This is a genomic window from Rhodopirellula europaea 6C (genome assembly GCF_000338295.1).
Taxonomy (GTDB): Bacteria; Planctomycetota; Planctomycetia; order Pirellulales; family Pirellulaceae; genus Rhodopirellula; species Rhodopirellula europaea.
The window spans coordinates 1-21,131 of the sequence record NZ_ANMO01000061.1; the positions used below are offsets into that span (position 1 = coordinate 1).

Here is a 21,131-nt window from a genome sequence, read left to right on the forward strand (position 1 = left end):
CCGATTGGGTTCTCGCAGCAAGTAGCTTCCGCTGTGAGCCTTCTCGGTGACTTGGCGAACGGGGCAACCAAAGTTGATATCCACCACGCTGACGCGGTATTCCTCGGCCAATCGTCGCCCGACTTTGGCCATGGTCTCCGGATCATTGTCCCAAATTTGAACCGCCAGCGGTCGGGGTTCATCCGCCACCCCCCACAATCGATCGGGGTGCTCAGCTTCATTTTCGTCCAACCAAACGAACCCACGAGCGTTGACCATTTCGGTCGCCAGCAGCCCCGCGCCGCCGAATTGACGTACAATGTGACGAAACGCAGCGTTGGTGAACCCCGCCATGGGCGCCTGCAAAATCGGCGGATCGATGACCAAATCACCAATCCGAAGCGGCGGCACGGTTCGCGTGGGGGCAGATACAGGCGTGGCGTCTTTTTCAATCATTCGACGGTCGGCTTTCGCGGCGGTTTGTTTTCACTTCAGTTTATCGTCGCTTTGCAAAATTGGCGAATCGCCCGTTCATGAATCCCAAGCCTTTTCGCGTTGGTCTGGTCGCTTGGCATGCACTACCGGCCATCGTTCCGCCTGCCACGCTCCCCCACGCTGATGGCGCCCTCGCAGAAAACTCAATCACAGAGCGTCACTCAGCAAAGAGGTACGGCGAGACGTTCGGCGGACTTGAAACCGCAATGTGGACCCTCGCTCAACACCTCGCTCGACAGCCAGACATCGAGCCCGTCTGCTTTTTGGAAACCGATCGTCCACGCAGCGGAACCGTGGCATGGCCCGCTGAAGTCGAGGGCGTGAAGCTCGAAATCAGTGTCAGTCGGTTTCGAGCAATTCGCCACGCCGTGGGAGAATGCGTCGACACGGAATCGAAACGCATCAAACGCTTCTCACCGCACTTGCTGTGGCAAATTCCTTTTCTGGCGATGACACGACCATTCCGGTCTCGCGATCCAATCGACAGCCACCCGGACCCTCGCTTGATCGACCAATCCATCGACGCCTGGATCAGTTTCGGGGTCAACTCTTCAAGCTCACGGGTGGTGGCAACCGCGACAGCGGAACACACGCCAAGCTTCGTCTGCATTCAATCCAACGCAGGACTGGAGGACGGATTGGCAACCGACTCAGAATACCGGAACGAATGCGGCGAACCATCCTCCGCTCGTCGCTATGCGCTCACTCGATCCGATCACGTTGTCTGCCAAAGCCAATGGCAAATCGACCGACTGAGACAGATGTTTCATCGCGAAGGATTGCTGGCCCGAAACCCCATTGTTCGCAAAGACTGGCAACCGCCATTTGCCACACCCGCTCCCAAACCATTCCAAGAGCAATTCGACGTACTCTGGATTGGTCGCTACGACGATTTCCACAAGCGTCCTTTGCTCATGCTGGAAGCCGCCAAAAAGCTGGCGCATGTGTCAGTCAAAATGATCGTCAATCCATTCGACCCAGACATTGAAAGACTCATTCGTCACGAAGCTCCCAAGAACGTTGAGCTGATCGACCGAGTTCCCTTCGCCCAAATGCCGATGGTCTTTGCTGCGGCCAGGCTGTTCGTGTCAACGGGAAGCTTGGAGCACGAAGGTTTCCCAAACGTCCTGCTGCAATCTGCCGCCTCCCATACGCCCATTGTTGCGTTGTCAGATCACGACAATTTCTTGTCGCGTTCGGGCGTGGGAGTTGATTGCAACGACTCCGCAGAACTCCTGGCACAACGCATCGACGAGCAACTAAAAAGCAATGCGATCAACTGGGCGAAGGTGGACGACTACCTGGATCAACATCACAGTGCTGATCTGATCGCAAACAATTTCGCCAATTGGATTCGCTGCTCGATCGCGAACGAGCCCATCGTGCCTGCATCCACTAGCGAGACGCCCTGACCGACGTCCCGCTTCTCAAGAGAATCACTGATCAACGAAGACATGCTTCGGATTAACAGTGAGGTACCAATCCATCCAAGCTCTCTCTGCTTTACGCAGTTCACTTTCGGTCGGCTTGTCAGGCATCTCGAATCCCTCAAATTTCCGACTGATAAATCGCAACCCATCTCTCGCATAACGACGCACCGACAGATCAGGATCACTGAGTGCAAAGATGAGTGCCGGCACCACTCGCATGTCGTCACTTTTGCCCAACAATCGGGCTGCAACTCGGCGAGCTTGGTAAGACTGACTGCCTCGAACCAATCGCTCCAATCGATCCAGCTGAGCACGCAGTTCTTTTGGATCGGTTGCCAACTGCATGTTCTCGGGTAACGACTTTCCTTCCAGAGCTTCATTGCCATCGTCCTCGAGAGCCGACAACAAATCCAACACCGACGCGCCAACCGGCTCACCCTTGATCTGTGAACCTTCGCGACGAATCTTGGTTGTGTCCTTTGGTAGTGATCGTCCACCTCCCAAAGTGCCTGAACTGGCTTTGACGATGGCTCGTTTGGTACTTCGGATCAAGAATAAAACCGAGAATGCGGTGCTTACCGAGCTGGTGGTATAGGAACCGCCGGGCCAACTTGCCCCCTTTCGAGCTTCTTTCAGGTACTCGACGCCACTGTTGTACCAGGCAGGACTCGGATTGATCTCGGAGTCAAATGCCATCTCTCGAAAGCTTTCGTATCGCTCCAACGTATAAAGCTGGTAGTACGGCCAAATGCTTCGCTTGACGCCGGGATCAGCGGAATTCTTGCTCAGATAACCTTCGCAAGCTTGAATTGCTGCCACGACAGGTTCTTTCGGCATCTTAGGCCGTTCCACCTTTTTCAGGCTTTGACCTTCTTTGAATTCTTTGACGGCTTTGGGTAAGCCAACGAGTGCGGAAGTTTCTCCGCCTAAACTCTCGCCCCACATCCGGAGAATGTCGGTTCCAATCAGCACCGCACTCCCACCTGCAACAGCCATGGACGGAGTAACACCGTTTTGCCGAATGCGATTGTTCCCTCCCGGATCAACCCCTTGGTATGGCCATCCGCCTCCCGGGTCCTGGACGCGAAGCAGCCAACCGACCGTTTGTCCAACGCCCTTGTAATCGATCTGAATTCCAGCTCGATCCAGGGTCCAAAGAGCCAACATGGCGTATTGGGTCTGGGAAACATCCCCCGTTTTTTCGCCCACATAACCGTAGGCACCATTGCGATATTGTGCATTTCGGAAATACCGATCGATCTGCTTCAATTCCGACTTGTATTTCTCTGCGTCCACTTCCGCGAGCAGCAGTGCTGCCGCTGAAACAGCGTAAACAGTCTTGCTGCTGTGTCCGCCCGGGTCGGGTGCTCCTAGCTTTGAAACCAATGTCCGGGCAGAGGAAATGCCTTGCTGGACCGCCGGGTCCGTTGCGTCATGGTTGACCTTCATCGCCGCGTACCCGCACAAAGCGTGTTCACCATACCCGCCTGTAAAAGCGGTTGTCAGCGCGTAGAACGTCTTCTCGCGGACATTTGTTCGCAACGATTCGACACCGCCATCGACCAGGGCCTGGATTTCAGGATCCTCTGGCGTGTAGCCATGAGCTGATCCTCCAAGTGCGATCAAGCCAACAAACGAAAGCAGGCATGCACCACACAGCGCTGCAAACCGAATGCAGGAACGCGATCGCAACGACGCCCCCCGATGGGCAACTCGTTTTCGCATTTGGTCTTCGGTGGGTACCATGAGGTTCCTTCGGACAGAAAAGTCTCTTCGAATAGATCAAAACGCAACTCGTTTTGACGGTTGCACTATCCTAGCACGACAGCGGATCGATTGAAAAGAAAAGTGCCCCCTCGACCAGGCAAGGAATCACATGTATTCGCTCGTCATCTAGCAGGCAAAGTCTGGCGTTTGCTGGGCAGGTGCTTAGTTCCCAATACGCTACATCACCACATCCGGTGGAGAGCCGACCGCCTGGGACAGCGGCTCTCTCTACGGGAGCGGTTCCGTTTGCGATCCCGTCTTTTGTTCGATCCACAGCCGTTAACATGGATCACTTGGCATGGGTTGGCTGCCCCGGTGGCAATTCGCATTGGCACTTCGGACGAATATGTCTTTGAGCAGATCTTCTTAGATCTTGAGTACAAAATCGACGTACCGCGGCCAAAAACTCTCCTCGATGCAGGGGCAAACATCGGCTTGGCGTCCGTCTGGTTCGCCAACCAATTCCCAGACGCGGATATCGTCGCAATCGAACCCGACCCTTCCAACTTTCGCGTGCTGAAGGAAAACGCAGCGGCCTATCGGCGAATCCGTTGTCTCCAGGTTGGGCTTTGGCATCGCAATGCGATGCTGGAACGTATTTCAGAGGACGCTCAACCTTGGGCTTACCGGTATCAGGAAACGAGCAAAACCGCTCAACGAAATTTGTCTTCCATCGAATCGGTTGGATTGGATGATGTCGTGAACCGGTTTTTCGAGGGGTCAATCGACCTTCTCAAAATGGACATTGAAGGCGCTGAGAAAGAGATCCTTGCCGTCGGAGGTCAATGGACCAATCGCGTACAAACCGCCATGATCGAATGCCACGATCGCTGGGTTCCGGGTTGTGAAAAAGCGATGGAAGAACGCTTTCCATCCGACAAATTTGATGCTCGACAAAATGGCGAGAATACGGTCTTCGTTCGCCGAGCCATCTCAGATGCAACCGCGAACTCCGGGGACCAAACGTTCTCATGAGTTCGAGTGAAACACCGCCTCAGCGTTCCTGGCCACGTCGCGCACTGAATCGATTGGAAGTCGACCGCGCCACGTTTTATGCTGTCGCGACCCGCTACTGGCAATTTCTTTCCGGTCCGATCACGCTCTGGCTGGTGGTCAAATATTTTTCACCAGAGATGCAAGGTTTCTACGTGACATTCTGGTCCGTGATCGGACTGCAAATGTTTTTCGAACTGGCATTCCCGCAGACCATCGTCACGATGACAAGCCACCTTTGGAGCAAGCTTGACCTGGATGAGCATCGACGGTTAGTCGGCGACAAAGATTCCATCTCGCGGCTAACACATCTAATGCGGATATCCACCGCTGTGCAGGCTGCCTTGGCCATCTCCTTCGGAGTGCTGGCCGGTTTGTTTGGACTTTGGTTCTTCGCCGACGACATGGCAGCGGACCAACTGGTTTGGCGAGCACCATGGCTAACGCTGGTAGGCTTATCATCCTGTGCCTTCGCGCTGATCCCGTTTCTCGCGGTGCTGGAAGGATGCGACCAAGTCCGCGAAATTCACAAACTCAACCTGGTACGAGGCATTGCGGGCAGCGTCGTAGTTTGGATCGCCATTCCGCTGGGTGCAGCTCTTTGGATCCCTGCATTGGCAACCGCCGTTCGCCTGATTTGCGAACTCGGCTGGATGCTCGGGAAATACCCAAGATTCTTTGCGACATTTGCTTTCCGTCCCACGGGTGCGTCGATCGCATGGCGGAAAGAGATCTGGCCTTTTCAATCCAAGCTTATGCTGAAAGGCCTTTTCAACTATTTCAACGCCGACGTGATGCTGCCTGTTTTATTCCGATATCAAGACTCTGTCGTGGCGGGCCAATTCGGTTTGACATGGAACATCCTGCAGTCGCTGCGTGGTGCATGCTCGTCATGGGTCCGGACACGCACGCCCCGCTTCGGTGTTTTGATTGCCGAACGCAACTACCAAGAACTAGACCGAATCTACTTCCGAGTGGGCAAAGTTGCCGCCACTTTAATGGCCCTGCTTGGCGCATGCTTTTTAAGCGGAATCATCGGTTTGGATCTCATCGACTTTCGTTATGCGAATCGGTTTCTACCCGCGTTGCCGACTGCGTTGTTGATCATCGGATTATGGGCGGCTCTCATCATTGAATTTCAATGGGTCTATCTGCACGCTCATGGTAAATCACCTTACCTCGCGATCAGTCTGGTTGGTTGCGTTACCAGCGGTTTGGTGATTTGGGGGATGGGAATCTGGTTCGGAGCCGTCGGCGTTAGTGCGGCGTTCCTGCTCATGCACGCGATCATCTACCTGCCGCTTTCCACCTGGGGTTGGATCCACCTGCGACGAAATTGGCATCGCAATGAATGAACATCCGAGTGCGTCTCGTCCTCGAATTTCCGTCCTTTTGACCGTCTTCAACGCCGAGAAGACTGTGGCGGAGACCATCCGAAGCGTGCTGACGCAAACCGAAACAGACTTTGAGTTCCTTATCCTTGACGATGGATCAACCGACGACTCCTACGACATAGCGACGCAATCCGTCGCAAACGACAACCGTGTGCAGCTAATCCGGCAAAACAACGCAGGCATGGCGGCTTCGCTCAATCGCTTGATCGATGAATCACGAGGACGATACTTGGCACGAATTGACGCCGATGATATCGCCGAGCCCACACGATTTTCGAAACAAGTCGCTTACCTCGACGCTCATCCAGATTGCGTTTTGGTTGGCTCTGCGGTTCTCAATATTGACGATGACGGTGATCCCTATGGCGTGACGATCATGCCCTCCGATCACCAAGCTATCGAAGCAAGAATGCTTTCAGGTGCGGGCGGCATCATGCATCCGTCTACGATGCTGCGTAGCGATGCGGTGATTGAGTCAGGTGGCTTCGCTCTAAACTACCCAGTCGCGGAGGATCAAGATCTTTGGCTACGTCTAGCTCAAATTGGTCGCCTCGCAAACCTGCCCGAACCTCTCACGCGTTACCGCGTCCACCCTCAGAATATGTCCTTTGTACGACAAAAAGACGGAGCGGATGCTTTGAATCGGTTGCTTGCGAAAGCTCACGCCGATCGTAATTTGCCGTTCAACCAAGCCGTCCTTCCAACATCGGTCAACGAGCAGTGTTCCGCCTGGGATCGCGAACGCACTTGGGCCTGGACGGCGGTGCAAGAAGGCTACCTCGCCACCGCCCGCAAACATGCGCGACGGTTGGCTGCTCGAAAACCTTTGGACACGCGTGCGTGGAAGCTTGTGGCAGCATCGCACTTCCCTCGACTATTCGCACTGCTCCGATCCCAATCGAGCTAGTCTCTTGCGAACACCACCTCGGTCGCCCCATCCAGAGAACGCTCCTTTGCTTTGGCAACAGCTGCTGTGGGCAAATCTGATCGGTTGTGCCGTGCTGGCGACGACATGTTGGCACCAATTTGCAATCGAGACTGAGACAGATGCCTCGGCGTCAGAGTTTTCCGTCGCAGCTTGGCGAGTCTTTCAAGCATTTTTCCCGCCGGTAATTTTGCTGTATCTGGGTCGGTGGAAGCCGTCTTGCCATCGGTGGTTCCTTTTCCTGATGACCATGTGGTGGATCTGGGTCGGGGCAGACCTGCTGGTTTTTCACTGGGTTGGCTTCCGTTTAATTTCCGCCGATGCATGGAACCTGTTCTCCACGCGAGTGCCAAGTTTGGTGCCCTATCTCACCTTTCGGATGATGCTTCGATGGACATTCGCGATCGCGGTTTTGTTTGCGATAGGGTGGATTTGTCATCGGGGATCGCAACTCCTCGCTCAAGCACTTGCGTCTCAGACTCGCCAGATGAGCGTTCGTGGAGCGACCCATGCGTGGACGCTCAGCGTCTTGATGACGGCGATTCCAGGCTTGCTTGCGTGGTCGTCTGTAGAAATCAACATGACGCGTGTGCCCTCACGCCATGCGTTGGGGGTCACCGGCTGGTTCGACAACCATGGTGTTGACTCACAAACGAAAGAACAACACGTCCTTCCCGGCCCTTTATTCACATCAGAGGATGTCACGCGACGCACGCGAATGCTCCGCTTCAATGTGGTGCAAGAAACTCAATCGCTGCCCCCTGACATCCTGCTGATCGTGGTTGAATCGCTCCGGCCCGAACTGGTTGATCCATCGGTAATGCCCAACACCTATTCCAGAGCCATGCGAGGGCTTTGGATGCGCCGTCATCATTCCGGTGGCAACGCGAGTTCTCTTGGGCTGTTTTCTTTGGTCAGTGGCCTGGATGCGATATGGTTCTATCTCGCAGACGTACGTTTCTCACCCGCGATGAATCGCTTGTTCGAGCAAGCAGGCTACGAACTTGGCTTCTTCGCGGGAGCGGATGACTGGGAAGCCTTTCAAATGGAGGCGTTCATTCATGCAGACGCCTACGACACCTTCGATATCGGACCACGAAACAGACTTGCTTCGGATCGACATGCGATCGATTCCGCCTATACGTTCCTATCTCGCACAGACTTCCCAGATGGCGAGCAACGTTCACCTCGTCTCGCGGTCCTGTATCTCTACGCCACGCACGCGCCGTTTCTGGTTGCACCAGAACATGTGCGAGATCTCCCTTCGGCTGGCGAGGACTACCCTTTGCCGTTTGGCCCCGATTCGAGAAACGCAATTTGGAATCGCTATCGAAACTCAGCGAGAACTTTGGATGCAATGATTGCTCCGTTGCTGAACGATGCCAATCGACTGGTTGCAATTGTGGGCGACCATGGGGAATCGTTTCTCGAAGATGGAACCATTGGGCACGGAACTCGCCTTTCCGCAACACAAGTAAGAACTCCCGCGATCCTTTTCGGTCCTGAGGTGACCCAGCGAAAGATTGACTTCAACACCAGTCACGCGGACCTGCTTCCCACATTGCTCTCCCTTGCCAAAATTCAAGTCAGCGATCCTGATTCCTTTGATGGCATTGACCTGTCTGCGGACTCTCCCAAACCTCGCGTCCTGGCCATCGCAGACTACTTGCGGCCACAAGCACTGCTGATTTCCCCCTCGACAATTGATTCAAAAGTCTTGGGCGTGCACTGCAAACTGACTCTGCGACCACCTGAGATTCAAATTCGAGGCCCCAGAGACGCACGCGGATATTCACTTGACTCACCCGCAGGATTTCAATCTCCACGGGTCGTGCAGGAATACTTCCGCCAGGCGTTTGGCAAACCAAGGCAGCAAACGGTCAATTGAATCAAGCATCTTCTGCCAACCACCTCAAACTGGCATATCTTCCCTGCTCCACCCAGGCCGCTTATCTTCTCTATCCGTCGTGTGATGTCACACACAGCTTGCAGATCCCCCCAGAAAAGCTTTGACGATGAGATTCCCAAGCCGCCATTCACGGATGAACGACAGTGCTCCCAAAAGCGCTCGCAGAGGCAGACGTCGGTTGCTGCTGGAGTCGCTTGAAAGTCGGCGGTTGTTGGCGGTGGCTTCCGATTTGGTGACGATCCGGGGGCAGGTCACGGACAGCTTCATCGGGGGTGACTTTGAAGACGTTGCGTTGGACTTGTTCCGCGACGATGGCGACGGCGTGTTCGAGCCAGACGCTGACGACGTGGAAGTCAACATGGCCATGGCGGACCCCAGCGGGAACTACCAGTTCACTGGCGTCACCGCCGGATGGTACTTCGTTTTCCAGCCCGCACAAACGGTCAACGGCCGCACGCTGCAACAACAGATCTCGCCGTTAATCACCGTGACCTCGGCGCAGGTCGCCGGGCAATCCTTCCAAACCATCGACTCGTTTCAAACCACTCAAAGTGTTGAGGACACCATCACCGATGGAACGCCGGTGACGTCCACGCAAGCTGCTGCCGAAGCCATTGGTGGCTCACGTGATTTGATCGTCGACAAAACTCAAGGCGGCACGGGAGACATCGGCACGGTTGCGATTGGCGTCAACCAAGCCGTCTCACCCGACTTGCTCAGCTTTGACGCCAACGGGTTCGCCGACGGAAGTCGTTCGGTTATCTGGGACGGCGCGGGTGACAACGCCGCGACCGTTGACGACGATGGCTTGGGAGCGATCGATCTGACCAGCGGTGGTTCCGCGACCGGACTGCGATTTGTCATCGGTTCCGTGACCAGCGGAACGGCAGTGATCCGGCTCTACAGCGACGATGGAATCGCGGGCAGCCAAACTCTGGTCAGCCAAGCCACCCTGACCATTCCCGCTCTGCCAACGCAGCCCACTTCAATCGAGTACATCCCATTCAGCGACTTCCAAGCAGTCAGCGGAAGCGGCGCGGACCTGACCCAAATCGGTGCGATTGAACTCGAAGTCAGCGGCGGCCCCGACTACGACGCGATCGCCGACCTGCTCGGCACCGTCGGCCCCACCATCATCGTCCAGAACATCGACAACGCCGGCGAAGCGGACTTGGAATTGACCAAGACCCTGATCACCACGGAACCGACGTTGAACGAGAACGTCGTGTTCGATGTGGTGGTCACCAACAACGGCCCCGATCCCGCAACGGGCATCGTTGTGACCGATCGAATTCCAACGGGAATCATCAACACCACCGGAACAACCTCCACAGGAACCTTCACGCCCGGCACGGGACTTTGGACGATCCCAAGTCTCGCCGTCGGCGCGACAGCAACCCTGCGACTGACAGGACAACTGGACAGCCTGGACCCGCAAACCAACGTGGCGGAAATCACGGCCGCCGAACAGCTCGACACGGACAGCCCTCGCGACAACAACGTGCTGGCTGACGACGATCAAGACGCCGCGACGGTGACCGCGACGCGAGTTGATTTGCAATTGTCCAAAGCGGTTTCCGACAGCCAACCGAACGTCGGCGAAGAGATCACGTTCACTCTCACGTTGCAAAACTCATCGCTCGACACCGCCACCGACGCGACGCTCAGCACAGCGACAGGCATCCTGGTGGAAGACCGCTTGCCCGCGGGATTGACGCTGATTGGCAACACACCCAGCGCCGGCACTTCGTTCAACACGTCAACGAATCGCTGGTCGATCGCCTCGCTCGACGTCGGCGGACTGGCAACATTGGAACTGGTCGCTCGCGTTGACCAAGCCGGTGACTTCACCAATGTGGCGGAAGTCTTGACGGTCGCCCAAACGGATCGCGACAGCGCTCCGGGCAACGACTTGATCGATGAGGACGACCAAGACGAAGTCCTCATTCAAACACCGGTCGCCGACCTTTCGCTGACGAAAACCGTCTCGAACGAATCGCCCACGGTCGGAGAGAACGTGACTTTCACAATCACGGTCGACAACGATGGGCCCAACGACGCGACAGGTGTTCAAGTTCAAGATCGCCTGCCAGCCGGATTGACTTACGTTAGCGATGTGACCTCGTCAGGAACTTACGATTCCGACACGGGGCTTTGGATAGTCGGCGATGTGACCGCTCCCAACCCAGGCAACCCGATCCCGGCAATGCCAACCCTGCAGATCATCGCACGTGTCGACAGCCTGGGGATCAAGACCAACTCGGCCACCATCACCGCGTCGGACCAGAGCGACCCGGACAGCACTCCCGGTGCAGGTGCTTCCACCGAAGACGACACCGACTCCGCGACTTTGACACCCAATGCGATCGACTTGCAACTGACCAAAACGGTCACGCCAGCACGCCCCGAACCGGGCGACTCGATCACCTACACGATCACATTGTCCAACGCCGAATCCAGCGCAGCGATTCCCATCACGACAGCGACCAACATCCAAGTCACCGACCTGCTTCCTGCCGGGCTGATTCTTCAAGACGCCCAAGTCACCGACGGCACTCATGTCGACGCCACGGGAACATGGACGGTCGATTCGCTGGCGGCCGGAGCAAGCGAAACGCTGACACTGACCGCGATTTTAGATCCCGGCCGCAGCGATCTGTTCGCGTCCATCACCAACACCGCCGAAGTCACGCAGGCCGCACAGTTCGATCCCGACAGCACGCCTGACAACCAAGACGCCAGCGAAGACGATCAAGCGTCCAGCGTCATCACGCCCGCGCAAGCTGATTTGTCGCTCACCAAAATCGTCGACAACGCCAATGCGGACGTCGGCGAAAACGTGACCTTCACGATCACAGCTCGCCACGACAGCGGAGATCCCTCGGGGCAGTTCATCGTTCTGGACTCGCTGCCCGCCGGACTGCAATTCGTCGAAGCCACCGCCTCGATTGGCACTTACGATGAAACCACCGGCCGCTGGACCGTCCCGGAACTGGACGCCGATTCCGGCACCGCCGCCCCCTCGTTTGCGACGCTGGAAATTGTTGCGACAACACTTTCACGAGGCACACTGACCAATTCCGCCGAGATCATCCAAGCCACGCTTCCCGATCCCGACAGCACACCGGGTAACGGATTGATTGGCGAAGACGACCAAGCGGAAGCGAGCTTGCAAGCCGAACAAATCGATCTGGAACTGTTCAAAACTGTCGACAATCTCACACCAAGATTGGGCGAAACCATCCAGTACGAAATCGTCGTCCGCAACGAAGGTTTAGACACCGCAACGGGAGTCATCGTCGAAGAGAACTTGCCCGCCGGACTGACCTTCGTCGATGCCACACCGACAACCGGCAGCTTCAACTCGTCCAGCGGTCTTTGGACAGTCGGCGAGTTGGCTCCCTCCGGCACCGCGACGTTGATCATCAACGCCAGCGTCAACAACAACGTGACCGCCGACTCACCGACGATCACCAACCGCACCGAAGTCATCGCGGCCGGACAAGTCGACTCGGACAGCACACCTGACAACAACGAACCGACCGAAGACGACCAAGCCAGCGTGACCGCCCGTGTCGAGTTCATCGATTTGTCGCTGGAAAAGACCGTCGACAACCCGGCTCCCAACGTCGGCGATCGCGTCGCTTTCACAATCACATTGACCAACGATGGCGAGACCGCGACCACGCGAGACACGGCGACCAACATCGTCGTCCGCGACTTGTTGCCCGCCGGCATGACCTACGAATCGAACTCGCTCAGCGACGGTTCCTATGATTCCGACACGGGCGAATGGACCATCGATTCCTTGGCCGATGACGCCACCGCGACGTTGACCCTGTTCGCAATCGTCGACCAAGTCGGAACGCAAACCAACACCGCCGAAGTCGCTTCCGTCGATCAAGACGACGTCGATTCCACGCCCGACAACAACGTCGCCGCGGAAGACGACCAAGCCAGCGCAAGCATCACCACGCCGGTGATCGATCTCTCGCTCACACAAACCGCTTCCCCCCAGCGTCCCGCGATCAACGGCGAAGTCACCTTCACGCTGACGCTTCGCAACGATGGTCCCGACGACGCGACCGGAATCATCGTTCGTGACTCGCTGCCTGATGGATACACCTTCACATCCTCGTCGCCCGCCGGTGCATTCAATTCCGCAAGCGGACTTTGGACCGTCGGTGATTTGGCATCCGGTGAAGAAACCACGCTGGAACTGACCGGCACAATCGGTGACGTGGAAACACTCGAAAACCGAGCCGAAGTGATCGCTGCTGACCAAGCCGACCAAGACAGTGTTCCTGACAGTGGTTTGGATGATGGCGAAGACGACACCGCCGCCGCGATCGTCACGCTCGCCAGCGCCGACCTTTCACTGACCAAGACCGTCGACAATGCCTCGCCCAACTTTGGCGATGCGGTCACCTTCACGATCACCGTTCGCAACAGTGGGCCCGACCCAGCGACCGGAATTCGCGTCCGAGACTTCTTGCCCGACGGAATGGACCTCACCGACCAAACCACGTCCGACGGCACCTACTCGGCGGTCACCGAGATCTGGATGATCGATGAAATCGCATCCGGCCAAACCGCGACACTCACATTGACCGCAAACGTGAACTCCGAATCGTTGCAAACCAACGTGGCGGAGATCATGGCCAGCGACCAACGTGACCCTGACAGCACGCCGGGCAACGGCGACGCCGATCCAGCCGAAGACGACCGAGCCTCGGTGGACGTCCAAGCACAACTGATCGATCTGGCGCTTAGCAAAACAGTTGATGGCACGCGTTTTGACTTGGACGATCCCGTCGAATTTGAATTGACCGTTTCCAACACGGGCCCGACGACAGCCACCAACATCGAGATCGCTGACTCGTTGCCCGCCGGGCTGATCTTTGTCTCGTCATCGACCGACGACGGAGGCTACAACCCTCAGTCGGGCACCTGGTCGATCCCGAGCATTCCCAGCAACGAATTGGTCACGCTGACACTGAACGCATCGGTCAACCGAGACGCCGTCACCGACGACATCCTTCGTGACGGCATCACCAATTTCGCGGAAGTCATCTCCGCCGACCAACCTGATCGCAACAGCGTGTTTGGAAACGGTGACGTCAACGAAGACGATGCCGACTCAGCGATTTTGATGATCGCTCGTGCCGACTTGTCGTTGAGCAAGTCCGTCGACATTTCCAATCCCAATCGCGGCGATACGATTCAGTACCTCGTCACGGTCACCAATGCCAACAACGATCCGGCAACGAACGTTGTGATCCGAGACATCTTGCCAGGTTCATTGAACTTCCAAGATGCCACGCCAACGCAGGGCACGTTCGATGCGCAAACTGGCCTGTGGACATTGACGCAACTCGATCCCAACCAATCCGCGACACTGCAAATCAACGCCATCGTTGAACAGTCCGGTTCGGTGACCAACGTTGCCGAGATCATCGAGTCCGATCAAATCGATCCCGACAGCACACCGGGCAACGCCGATGGTGACGAAGACGACCTGGCGTCCGTCGAAGTCACACCTCAAGTCGTCGACGTCAGCGTCACCGCGGCGGTGGACAACTTGGAACCCGAGGTCGACGACATCATCACGATCACCTTGACAGCGGCCAATGCCGACGGTGTTTCCGATGCCACCGGCGTTGTGATTGAATCGTTGCTGCCCGATGGACTGACGCTGGTACCACCGGCTTCACCGCAGCAAGGATCTTATGACCCAGCGACGGGTCAGTGGAACATCGGTCCCTTGGCGTCCGGTGCAAGCGTTCAATTGGTTTTGACCGCACGCGTCGACACTCGCGGGTTGAAAACATTGAACGCCGAAGTCACCCAGACCGATCAGTTCGATGTCGACAGTGTGCCTGGCAATGGGGATCCAGACGAGGACGATCAAGTCGCACTTGAGATCCGAGCCCCACGTGTCCTATCCAAGCGGTTGTTTTTGTCTCGCTGAGGCGATGCCACAACCGCTGCATGACGAACACCCGCCGCCGCATCCACCAGCGTCGGCGGTGCCGCATCCCGGGCCACATCCGGTCTGCATCAAATCACTCAGTTCGATGCTCTTGACTTCGGCTTCGTAGCGGCGAACGATCGCATCGGTCAGCTCGCGGCCAAGAGCATCCGGTTCCCCTAAAAAGTGCAGCACCAGCGTCCCGCCGTCGAACAATTGGTCGACGTCCAACAACACCGCTGAAGATTCGCTCTCCGCCAAAATCGATTGGCATTCGCGAACCGCGCGAACCTTGTGCCGCTGCAAACGCTCGATCAGAAGATCATCGTTGTGTGTGGTCGGCCGGAGAATTTCCAGTGTGGTTGGTGTGTCGCCATCCTCACAAACGGATAGTGTTTCAGCCAATTCCACCCCGCGAGGCGTCCGCACCAACACACGTCGACCACGTTCAATCCGTCGCTGGGCACGAGCCAGATAGATTTCCCCCGCGAAGCCGATTCGAACATGGTGCGTTATCATGACGCTCAGTCTAGCCACCCGGCACGACGTCGTCGTCCCCAACTTGCCCGCCACTCACCCCGCCCGCAGGAAGCCCTTTGAGTCACCGCCGCATCCTTCACGCCGCCGACATTCATCTGGACAGCCCCCTGCAGAAACTCGACGCCTACGAAGACGCTCCCGTCGACGAAATTCGCGAAGCATCGCGGCGTGCCCTCGAGAACATGACCGACTTGGCGATCGAAGAACAAGTCGACTTGGTCGTCATCGCAGGCGACCTCTACGACGGCGATTGGCCCGACCAAAACACGGGTCTGTTCTTTGTCAAACAAGCCACCCGGTTGGTCAATCATAAAATTCACGTCGCCGTCATCCGAGGCAATCACGACGCCGCCAACAAAATGACGTCGAACCTGCCGCTGCCAAAGAACCCCGACGGATCCGACATCCTGTTGAGCGAAAAGAAGGTCGACCAACGGGTGCTCGAAGACCTCGGCATCGTCGTCCACGGTCGGTCGTATGCCAAACGAGCCGAAACGGGCGACATGGCCGCCGAGTACCCCGCACCGACCGGCGGCATGTTCAACCTCGGCATCCTGCACACGGGATTGTCAGGCTTGGACGGTCACGACCCGTACGCTCCCTGTTCCCCGCAACAACTCGCTGACAAAGGCTACGACTACTGGGCGCTCGGCCACATTCACTTGCGCGGCGAACACCAAATCGAAGGCACCGCCCCGGTCGTCTTCAGCGGCAACATCCAAGGCCGACACATTCGCGAATCCGGACCGAAAGGTTGCATCATCGTCGACGTCGACTCTCGCAACCAAACCCAGCGCCGATTCGTCCCACTCGATGTCGTTCGATTTGAAACGTTCGATGCCAACGCAAGCGAATGGTCGCACACCGATGAATTGATGGACGCCTACGAAGCTTGGATGAACGACCAACTGCAACAGGTCGAAGATCGGTTGCTGGTCACGCGAGTCATCTTGTCCGGCGAGTCACCACTGCATCACCAATGGATGCGGGAACAATCCAATTTGGAAGCGTCGCTGCGAGCCACTTCGGTCACCCACGGCCACGGACAGGTTTGGCTGGAACGGCTGAAGGTCAAAACCTCGGCCGAAGTCGATCGTTCATCAACCGAACAACACGATGCAAACCAGGAGGGCCCACTGCACAGCATCCTGTCCGTTGTCGAAGAATTAAAATCCGACAACGCAGACTTGGAATGGTTGAACAACGAAATCACACCACTGCTGAAGAAACTGCCAACCGAATTCAGCGGCGACCAAGCCCCCATTCGCTTGGACAACCCTGAAGAACGTCACGAATGGATCGAAGCAGCAACCACCGAACTGCTCGCCCGACTGCAAGGAGGCAAACGATGATCATTGAACGCCTGGACCTGATCGCCTTTGGGCACATCACCGAACGCAGCCTCGATCTCTCCGCCGGTCCCAACCGATTCCACTTGATCGTTGGCCCCAACGAATCCGGTAAATCAACCAGCCTACGAGCCATCTCGTCTTGGTTGTTCGGCATGGCCACTCGAGCCGATGATGCCTTCTTGCATCCCGCAGCGAAACTTCGTGTTGGTGGACGCCTGACGACACACTCCAGCGACGGAACCAGCACTGAAAAAGTTCTCGAGTGCATTCGACGTCGAGGTCGCAAAAACACGCTGCGTGGTGCAGACGACCAAACTGAAATCGCTGACTCCGAATTGGCACAGATGCTCGGCGGCATCGACGAAGCCACCTTCCGCTCGCGATTTGGTTTGTCGCACGAAGAGCTGTTGCTCGGCGGCGAACAAATATTGCGAGGCGAAGGTGAACTCGGCGAAATCCTGTTCTCGGCGGGTGCCGGCATCGGGCGTCTTCGCGAAATTTATGAACAACTTGATTCCGAAGCCAGTGAACGCTTCAAACGCACCGGCAAGACACCCACGATCAACAACATCCTGCAAGAACTCGACGAGATGCGTCGTCGGCTGCGCGAAGCTCAAGTCCCACCGGCTGAGTTCTCCGACTTACAAAAGCAACTGGCTGAAAAGGAACAGCAAATCCAAGGCTGGCGTGAAGAATCCCAATCGCTCGCTCAACAAATCGCTCAACTGAAGTCGGCCGAACAAGCCTTGCCGTTGATCCCTCGTTGGAAAACGGCGACGCAAGAATTAGCCAGCGTGCAAGACGCGCCCATGCTATCGGATGACTTCCCGGATCGACGACGCGAATGGGAACAAGAACAGAAATCGACGACCCGTCTTCTGCAAACCTTGCAACAAAACCATGTCGATCTGACTGAGCAACTGAAGCAACTCGGAAACGATGAATCCATCGGACTCTTCGAGGATGAAATCCTCGCGTTGTATCGCGAACTTCCCGGTCGTGAAAAAGCCGAAATCGAAAAGGAAACCCTGCAACACTCGCTGGCGGCCCTTGAACGAGAGATGCGATCACAGCTCCATGATTTGGCCTTCGCTGAAGTCCCCCACGCATCTGAACAACAGGCAACCGATTCTGATGCGTTGACACAACAAGTGGACTCGCTGCAAATCAGTGAGTCGCAACGGGCCAAAATTCAACGATTGGCTAGCGAATACGAAAAACTGGTTCAACAACGCGACGACGCCTCAGACCAGCTCGATCAAGCCAAGCGAGAACTGACAATGGCCGAGGAGGCATTGGCCGAGTCCAACGCGCCAACGCAGTTCCAGTTGCTCGACCGTACGCTCGATGAGATGGGTGCCCCCGAACGCTGGATCGAAGCCGCCCGTCGAGAACAATCGCAAGTCGAAAAACTGGCTCGCGAATGCCAAACCATCCACCGTCGATTGAAACTCGACTCGAACGGCGATGACGACGCGATCAAATCTGCTGTCGAGCTGTCGCTGCCGACGCAGTCACAGTTGACGGATCTGACGCAAGCACTCGACCGGGCTGGCAAAGACGTCATGTTGTGCCAGCAACGTGGTCAGGAACTTCAACAAGCCCTCGCCAACGCGGAAGAAAAGCTCACCTCGTTGAACGCGGACACGGGGGACCTCCCAACGCCCGAAGATCTGCGCGACGCTCGTCAGCATCGCGACGAAATCATCGATGCGATGAAGCAGAACGCGGATTCATACGCCGCCGACCAATGGGCCGCACAGCTTGCTGCAGCCGAACTGGCAATCCATCGAGCCGACTCGCTCGCGGACGTCTTCCAGTCGCAACACGAATCGATCTACCGACGACAAGCCGCTCAGAACAACCTGGACCAACTGCGTCGACAATCTTCCGAACACGACGCCGCGCTGGCCGCCGCGCAAGACTCCCTGACAAAGGCTCAAGAGAACTGGCAAGCCATTTGGCAAGCGGCTGGCATCCCAGCAAGTGATCCCGACGCGATGCGAACCTGGATGTCGGATCATCAAAAGTTGATCGAACACTTTGCGGAGTTGCAAACCGCTATCGCCGAACGCGATCAATCGCACGCTCAACTTCGACAAGCCATTTCGCGTCTGCAACAAGCGTTGGAAATGGAAGGCTCCGACAACTCGTCCGAGGATTCACTCGAACAAACCAGCACCACTCTTTCGCGTCTGCACGACGTGGCGTTGACCCAACGTGCGGAGCAGGCTCAACAACTCAAACTTCGCGAACAACGCGAGAACAAACGCGACGAATGCAGAACCGAGATCCCCGGCTTGGAATCCAAGCTGCAACGTCGACAGAGCGCGTTGGACGCTTGGGATCAACAGTGGGACGAACTCACCGCGTCGCTCAAACTGACATCCAAACCCGCTCCGCAAGACGCGTTGTCGATGATGGATTCGATCACGCAGCTGATCGGTCAAAAGAAACAACGAGACGACATTTCGCTTCGCATCGATTCGATCAGCAAAGAAACCGATGTCTTTGTCCGAAGAGCGGTTCGGCTACATGATTCGTTGGCCTCACCAAAGGCCGGCTCAGAATCCTCGATCAATCCATCAGTAGGCACCGCCGGCTTGACCGAGTTGGCTGAAACAATCAACTCGGCACACGAACGTTTGCAACGGGAACAACGTGCTCGCAGCGCTCGCGACGAAGTTCAACAACAGCTCCGCCAACGCGAACGCGAACTCGCGGACGCCAACGAGCAGTTGGAACGACTCACGATAACGCAGCAACAACTCTGCGACGAAGCCCATTGTTCCGCCCCGGAGGAGCTGGGCGAAGTGGAAGAACGCAGTCGTCGGCGCATCCTCGCCCAGTCCAAAGTGGAAGACTTGCAATCCCAATTGGATCATTGGGCGAGTGGTCAAGATCGCGAATCGTTCGTTGAATCTTTGCGGGACCAGCAGCCCGCCATGATCGTCGAAGAACTCAAACAGCTGACCGACAAGAAAGACGAACTGGACGAAAGACTCTCGGCATCACAAAAAGAACTCTGGAGTTTGAATCAAAGACTGGGTGCCATCGATGGAAGCAGCGAGGCATCCAAGCTCTCCCAACACATGCAGTTCTCGCTCGGAAAACTCCAACGGGAATCGGAAGAGTACATCCGTCTGCGATTGGCCGCGTCGATCTTGCAACGGGCCATGGAACACTACCGCAACCAAAACCAAGAACCTGTGCTACGCGAGGCAGAATCATTTTTCGCGACACTGACCTGCAACGAATATCAATCCCTGCGGGTCGACTACGGCGACAGCGACAAACCATCGCTGTTCGGTGTTCGAGACGGGGTCGAGGTGCCGGCCAATCGCATGAGCACGGGAACTGCGGATGCTCTGTATTTGGCGTTGCGATTGGCGTCGCTGAAACATCAGTTGGCCCACGCCAATGCGATCCCGCTGATCATCGACGATTGTTTGATCCAGCTTGACGATCGCCGGGCCGCTGCGGCACTCAAGGTCTTTTCAGAACTCTCCACCACCACTCAAGTCATCCTGTTCACGCACCACGATCACTTGGTCGATTTGGCATCCGAAACACTTCCCGAGAACGGATACCACGTGCACCGGCTGGGTGAAAACAACTCACCTGCCTCCGCGTCATCCGCCAAACCAGCCGCTTCAGCCACAAAACCGAAGAAGAAAGCGGCAAGAAAGAAGACGGCTCCCAAAGCATCTCCCAAAAAGCCTGATGCAAACCTCACGCCTCCCGACACACTGTTTGACGTGTTCACGCAATAGGTGCGAAAATCTGTGCCAAAGCCAGCAAAAACGCCAAGTTTTACTAGAATCCCAGGAGTTCAACCACCGACGGCCCTCAACATCGCCAGCAACGACGGGCTGAATTCCCCGCTTGAAAACAGTTCTTTGGTGGTTGACCTACCACTACAATTCGCAGCGCAACGCGCATTCTGCGCATTCATTCAACTCCTTATCTTCCGGCGATTTCGATGCCTCGACATTCTACTCGTAAATTCCTATCGAATTTTGTTGCTCTAGGCATGTTGCTCGCTCTCTCTTCCGCGGTCGGTTGCGGGCAGTCCAACGCTCCTGGTCCTGCTGCTAATGAAATTGAGCAGTACCTCCAAGACAACCCCGATCACGTCGCTGATCCGAACGACTCGATGGTTGATGAGTCCGCTGAATTCGAAGCCGGCCGAGTGTCGGAGTAGGAGTAACAGAGCTCGCCGTTCAGTGAGCCTCTCGCTTGGATATGTTGTTCTTGAGCAGGAACACTTCGTCACTCCCGCCTTGCCTAACGACAGTCCAATCGCAATCACTCCCACGCTGATCTCGCGGCTTTGGCCACGACCGTGGCTTTACCTCGTTTCCCTCCTTAAATGC

General features: G+C 56.4%; 12 protein-coding genes. 9 read left to right on the forward strand and 3 right to left on the reverse strand.

Features of this window, described 5'->3' with window-relative positions:
- A partial coding sequence (locus RE6C_RS05050) for a tRNA-dihydrouridine synthase family protein (protein ID WP_008654477.1) occupies nucleotides 1-435 on the reverse strand: 435 nt, incomplete at its 3' end.
- A gap of 245 nt (nucleotides 436-680) precedes the next feature.
- On the opposite strand from RE6C_RS05050, the gene RE6C_RS05055 reads away from it, so the two are divergent.
- On the forward strand, nucleotides 681-1,886 hold the full coding sequence (locus RE6C_RS05055) for a glycosyltransferase family 4 protein (RefSeq protein WP_008654478.1): 1,206 nt from the start codon (nucleotides 681-683) through the stop codon (nucleotides 1,884-1,886).
- A 24-nt stretch (nucleotides 1,887-1,910) separates the two neighbouring features.
- Here the strand turns inward: RE6C_RS05055 and RE6C_RS05060 are convergent, their stop codons facing one another.
- Nucleotides 1,911-3,650, reverse strand: a complete 1,740-nt coding sequence (locus RE6C_RS05060; RefSeq protein WP_008654480.1) for a hypothetical protein — start codon at nucleotides 3,648-3,650, stop codon at nucleotides 1,911-1,913.
- A 336-nt stretch (nucleotides 3,651-3,986) separates the two neighbouring features.
- Here RE6C_RS05060 and RE6C_RS05065 point away from each other — a divergent pair, with 336 nt between their 5' ends.
- From RE6C_RS05065 to RE6C_RS05085, 5 genes are all read left to right on the forward strand, one after another.
- The gene (locus RE6C_RS05065) at nucleotides 3,987-4,646 is read left to right on the forward strand and encodes an FkbM family methyltransferase (RefSeq protein ID WP_008654481.1); all 660 of its coding nucleotides are present in this window, start codon (nucleotides 3,987-3,989) and stop codon (nucleotides 4,644-4,646) included.
- Nucleotides 4,643-6,019 (forward strand): lipopolysaccharide biosynthesis protein, encoded by a 1,377-nt coding sequence (locus RE6C_RS05070; RefSeq protein ID WP_008654482.1) that lies wholly within the window; start codon nucleotides 4,643-4,645, stop codon nucleotides 6,017-6,019. Before RE6C_RS05065 ends, RE6C_RS05070 begins: the two co-directional genes overlap by 4 nt.
- Entirely contained in the window at nucleotides 6,012-6,965 is a 954-nt protein-coding gene (locus tag RE6C_RS05075; RefSeq protein WP_081605567.1) for a glycosyltransferase family 2 protein, read from the forward strand. The genes RE6C_RS05070 and RE6C_RS05075 overlap by 8 nt, the downstream gene beginning before the upstream one ends.
- A gap of 262 nt (nucleotides 6,966-7,227) precedes the next feature.
- The gene (locus RE6C_RS05080) at nucleotides 7,228-8,871 is read left to right on the forward strand and encodes a sulfatase-like hydrolase/transferase (protein ID WP_008654485.1); all 1,644 of its coding nucleotides are present in this window, start codon (nucleotides 7,228-7,230) and stop codon (nucleotides 8,869-8,871) included.
- A gap of 154 nt (nucleotides 8,872-9,025) precedes the next feature.
- Nucleotides 9,026-14,863 (forward strand): DUF11 domain-containing protein, encoded by a 5,838-nt coding sequence (locus tag RE6C_RS05085; RefSeq protein ID WP_081605568.1) that lies wholly within the window; start codon nucleotides 9,026-9,028, stop codon nucleotides 14,861-14,863.
- On the opposite strand, the gene RE6C_RS05090 is transcribed toward RE6C_RS05085, so the two are convergent.
- Nucleotides 14,834-15,382 (reverse strand): hypothetical protein, encoded by a 549-nt coding sequence (locus RE6C_RS05090; protein ID WP_008654487.1) that lies wholly within the window; start codon nucleotides 15,380-15,382, stop codon nucleotides 14,834-14,836. The genes RE6C_RS05085 and RE6C_RS05090 overlap by 30 nt on opposite strands.
- 77 nt (nucleotides 15,383-15,459) lie before the next feature.
- Here RE6C_RS05090 and RE6C_RS05095 point away from each other — a divergent pair, with 77 nt between their 5' ends.
- From RE6C_RS05095 to RE6C_RS31440, 3 genes are all read left to right on the forward strand, one after another.
- Nucleotides 15,460-16,755: a metallophosphoesterase family protein gene (locus RE6C_RS05095; RefSeq protein ID WP_008654488.1), complete on the forward strand. Its 1,296-nt coding sequence runs from the start codon at nucleotides 15,460-15,462 to the stop codon at nucleotides 16,753-16,755.
- The gene (locus RE6C_RS05100) at nucleotides 16,752-20,528 is read left to right on the forward strand and encodes a YhaN family protein (RefSeq protein ID WP_008654490.1); all 3,777 of its coding nucleotides are present in this window, start codon (nucleotides 16,752-16,754) and stop codon (nucleotides 20,526-20,528) included. The genes RE6C_RS05095 and RE6C_RS05100 overlap by 4 nt, the downstream gene beginning before the upstream one ends.
- A gap of 209 nt (nucleotides 20,529-20,737) precedes the next feature.
- Entirely contained in the window at nucleotides 20,738-20,959 is a 222-nt protein-coding gene (locus RE6C_RS31440; protein WP_144054664.1) for a hypothetical protein, read from the forward strand.
- The last annotated feature ends 172 nt before the right edge of the window (nucleotides 20,960-21,131 follow it).